This window comes from Amaricoccus sp. (assembly GCF_036846665.1).
Lineage (GTDB): Bacteria > Pseudomonadota > Alphaproteobacteria > Rhodobacterales > Rhodobacteraceae > Amaricoccus.
Genome location: NZ_DAIUBO010000321.1, coordinates 1 through 3,646, shown reverse-complemented (window position 1 = coordinate 3,646; position 3,646 = coordinate 1). Strand labels below are relative to the sequence as shown.

Genomic DNA, 3,646 nt, shown 5'->3' with positions numbered 1-3,646 from the left:
AGAAGGCGGGCTTGTACGAAGTTGGCAAGAAATAGGAACGTATACTTCACATGGGGCACCGTCGCAGACTGACTGATCAGGAGCGCCATCAGATCGTCTGGAAACGAGCGAACGGCGTCTCTGTTAGTGCGATCAGTACGGCGCTGAAGATGTCGCCCAAGTGAGGCGCGCCGGAACGGCTGTCTTTCGGCAAACCACTTGAACATGGGCTTTCGACCATACCGTCACGGCTCCTAGGTGTGATACTGCACCGTTCGGCAAAGGCGGCATCGGCCCGCACTTGCTGCATCGAAGTCGCTGTTCTTCCCGCGACGACGGCGCTCGTGTTTGTCGGGGGCAGTGACCACCTCCAGAACTTCAACGCCAGCTGTCTGCAAATAGCGCAGCAACCCTGCGCCATAGCTGCCGGAACATTCGATGCCGACGCATTGCAGATTCCCGAAAAACCGCACCCAGATCAACATCAAGCGATAGCCATCACGGGTCGTGGGAAAGCACTCGGTGCCGAGCACATGGTCGTATTGGTCTACGACAGCAGCAGCATGTAAATCCTTGTGGGTGTCTGTCTGCGCCTCCGACGACGTGAGGTGTTTCTTGGTTTTCGACCATTTTCTCATCCTGCCCTGCGGCAAGAGAACAAGCATCGCCTCAACGAATGCAGGGAAAGGACAACCATGAGACCGGATGATCAGGCCCTTCTTGGGTCACGGCAGCATCACTGAGACAAGCTGGCCGCAAGACGTTCCCGGATGATCGACAGGTCTAGGGAAAGACACGTGTCAGGTCGATCGGAGTGAGAGTCAGATCGCGCCGGGAAACCATGCGGCACCAGCCAGCGAATAGTCGATCGATGTTTGAGTCCAACCATCCGTAAGCGGTGTCCCGATCACACGGTGATGGCGTAATTCCACGGGAGCAGATCGTGGATCTGGCTCTGCTTGTGGCCTTGGACGATAGCTGTGAGCATGGCGGACAGCCAGGCGTCGGGATCGATACTGTTCATTTTGCAGGTCTCGGTCAACGAGGCGATGACGGCCCAGTTCTCGGCTCCGGCGTCGTGGCCCGCGAAGAGAGCATTCTTGCGGTTCATGGCGATGTAGGCGAGCGCCTCGCCCAAGGGCGATTTTGCCGACGCACGGGCACGGAGGTGGGCCAGCCAGTCGTCGATGCGAGCGATGATCGGGGCGGAGAGATCCTGCCAGACGGCCAGTCGGGTGACGGGGTCACTGCCGCGAATTTCGGCCTCGGTGGCGTAGAGATCGCGGATGAGGGCCACGCCCTCCTCGTCAATCGGTACGGCACCGGTGCGGGTGATCTCGATCAGCTTGCGGCGGGCATGGGCCCAGCAATAGGCGAGATGGATGCCCGGACCGATTATGTCCGCAGCGATCAGGCTGTTGTATCCGGCATATCCATCCACCTGCAGGATGCCGTCAAAGCCATGCAATATCCGCTCGGCATACTGCCCGCCACAACCGGGGGCACAAGTGAAGACCACACCCGGTGGTGAGGTCCGCCCAAGGTCGGTCGTCGCGGGCCAGCGCCCAGAGGTATCCGGTCTTCGTCTTCCGTGCCCCCGGATCGAGGACCTGGGCGCGTCTCTCGTCCATGAGGCGTTGATGGTTGACCGCTTCAGATCCGCCATCAACGCCTCATGGACTGGGCGGAGTTCGAAGTCGGCGCGGCCCACCCAATCGGCAAGGGTGGAGCGGTCGAGATCGACGCCCTGACGGCTGTAGATCTGGGCCTGGCGGTAGAGCGGCAGGTGATCGTCATACTTGCTAACCATCACATGGGCGACTGTGGCCTCGGTGGGCATCCCTCCCGGGATCAGCCGCGCCGGTGCGGGGGTTTGGGCCACGCAGTCGGTGCAAGACCGGCAGGCATACTTCGGTCGGCGAGTCACGATGACGCGGAACTGGGCGGGGACGATATCGAGCCGTTCCGAGACGTCCTCGCCGATACAGTGCAGAGAGCCGCTGCAGGCGCAGGTCAGGCCGCCCGGCTCAATGATCTCTTCGTTGTGCGGCAGGTGTTTCGGCAGCGATCCGCGATTGGCAGCACGCGGTTTCACGGGGCCCTTGGTCGCCCGATCCTCGGCGTCCTCTTCGGCATGGATCACGGCCATGGCCGTTTCCAGATCTTCCAGCGCCAGTTCGAACTGGTCCGAATCGCTCTTCTCCGATCGTCGTCCGAAGGCCGCCTGCTTGAAGGCCGCGATCAGCTTTTCCAGCCGCGCGATCCGTTCGTCCTTGCGCTGGTCGCGCGCGTCTGCGGCGATCAGCATCGCCTTCAGCGCAGCAATTTCTTCAAGCAGATCAGTGGCCTTCGGCATGGCGTGGGTCTACCACCTCGGCCTTTCCGATGCCCTCCGAAAGCACAGACCGAGTCATCCTGCCGCAGGGCAGATCACGTCATTCCACCGCTTCGGGAGCCCTCGCCCCGATGGCCCGAACCCGCCGTCAGTCGAGCCCTGCAAACAGCGCCTCGAACTCGGCATGGTTCATCAGCATCAGCCCGTCCTTGACGGCGGGCCAGGTGAAGCTGTGTTCTTCCAGCCGCTTGTAAGCCATCATCAGACCCGTGCCGTCCCAGTAGAGCAGTTTCAGACGATCCGCCTTCCTGGCCTTGAACACGAAGACCGTCCCGGTGAACGGGTCCTTGCACAAGCGTCTCCGCCACCATCCGGCCCTTCGCCTCGTCAGACCATCGACGCTTGGCTGCAGGCGCCGCCAGCAGCTCCACAAACCCAGCGGCCTCCATGCTGCGCTCCCGATGGACACCCACTGACGCCTCCCGTGCGAATCTCCACACGGGGGCGCATCGCAGCTTACAAGTTCAGCAGGAAGGTGGGGTCAACACGGCGCTTACAACCATCCCGGAACTGATATCACCCGTATGACTATCTGTGTTCACGATCTCGGGCCGGCCGAACTTGTGGATCGCCTCGTTCAGCACCTCGACGCAGAAGTTTGCTCCAGCGTGTTCGAGATACGCCAAGTGACCTGTCCCCCGCGAGATCCCTCAGTCCGATGTAGAGTCTGCTGAACCGCGAAGGAGCAGACAAATGAGGAAAAGCCGTTTCACCGAGACGCAGATAATCGGGATGCTCAAGGAGCAGGAGGCGGGCCTGCCAGCTTGTCGGTGTCGATCCCAAGACGGTCCGGCGCACTCGCCCGCCGGACTGTCCAGAGATCCGCGAGGAGGTGAAGGAGATCGCCGGGAAGCGGCGCCGGTTCGGTTATCGCCGGATCGGCATTCTGCTCGAGCGCAAGGGAATGATCATGAACCACAAGAAGCTCTATCGGCTCTACCGAGAGGAGGGACTGTCGGTGAAGCGACGGCGCGGGCGCAAGCGGGCCCGTGGGTCACGCACGCCGATGCCGGAGGCGGCGCATCCCAACGCCCGCTGGTCGCTCGACTTTTTGGCCGACAGCTTTGGCGCCTCGCGCAAGTTCCGCATTCTGGCGGTGATCGACGATTGCTGCAGGGAGAACCTGTGCCTGATCGCCGACACCAGCATCTCGGGCGCCCGTGTAGCCCGAGATGCTGGATGCGCTGATGCGGATCTACGGAAAGCCCGCTTGCGTCGTCAGCGATAACGTCCTAGCTCGGGAAGGAAACGCGGTTTTAGGCATCAGGTCAC

3 protein-coding genes and 2 pseudogenes are annotated in these 3,646 nt (G+C 61.8%); 1 reads left to right on the top strand and 4 read right to left on the bottom strand.

Translation table 11 applies throughout. From position 1 onward, the window contains the following. The 4 genes and pseudogenes from V7050_RS19550 to tnpB form a co-directional block, all read right to left on the bottom strand. Nucleotides 1-206, bottom strand: a 206-nt coding sequence (locus tag V7050_RS19550) for a hypothetical protein (RefSeq protein ID WP_324411088.1), incomplete at its 3' end; no start/stop codon positions are given. Further along, a pseudogene (locus tag V7050_RS19545) lies at nt 166-617 on the bottom strand (IS110 family transposase); the annotation flags it as partial. The gene V7050_RS19550 and the pseudogene V7050_RS19545, both read right to left, overlap by 41 nt. A 269-nt stretch (nt 618-886) precedes the next feature. Beyond that, nucleotides 887-2,335: an IS66 family transposase gene (gene tnpC / locus V7050_RS19540; RefSeq protein WP_324411086.1), complete on the bottom strand. Its 1,449-nt coding sequence runs from the start codon at nt 2,333-2,335 to the stop codon at nt 887-889. A 127-nt stretch (nt 2,336-2,462) separates the two neighbouring features. Beyond that, entirely contained in the window at nt 2,463-2,669 is a 207-nt protein-coding gene (gene tnpB / locus V7050_RS19535; RefSeq protein WP_324411084.1) for an IS66 family insertion sequence element accessory protein TnpB, read from the bottom strand. Nucleotides 2,670-3,116: 447 nt separating this feature from the next. On the opposite strand from tnpB, the pseudogene V7050_RS19530 reads away from it, so the two are divergent. Next, nucleotides 3,117-3,646, top strand: a pseudogene (locus tag V7050_RS19530) (IS3 family transposase); the annotation flags it as partial.

What these genes read in the sequence shown, in the direction of transcription:
- tnpC (WP_324411086.1), bottom strand. Translation starts at nt 2,335, where the DNA reads ATGCCGAAGGCCACTGATCTGCTTGAAGAAATTGCTGCGCTGAAGGCG.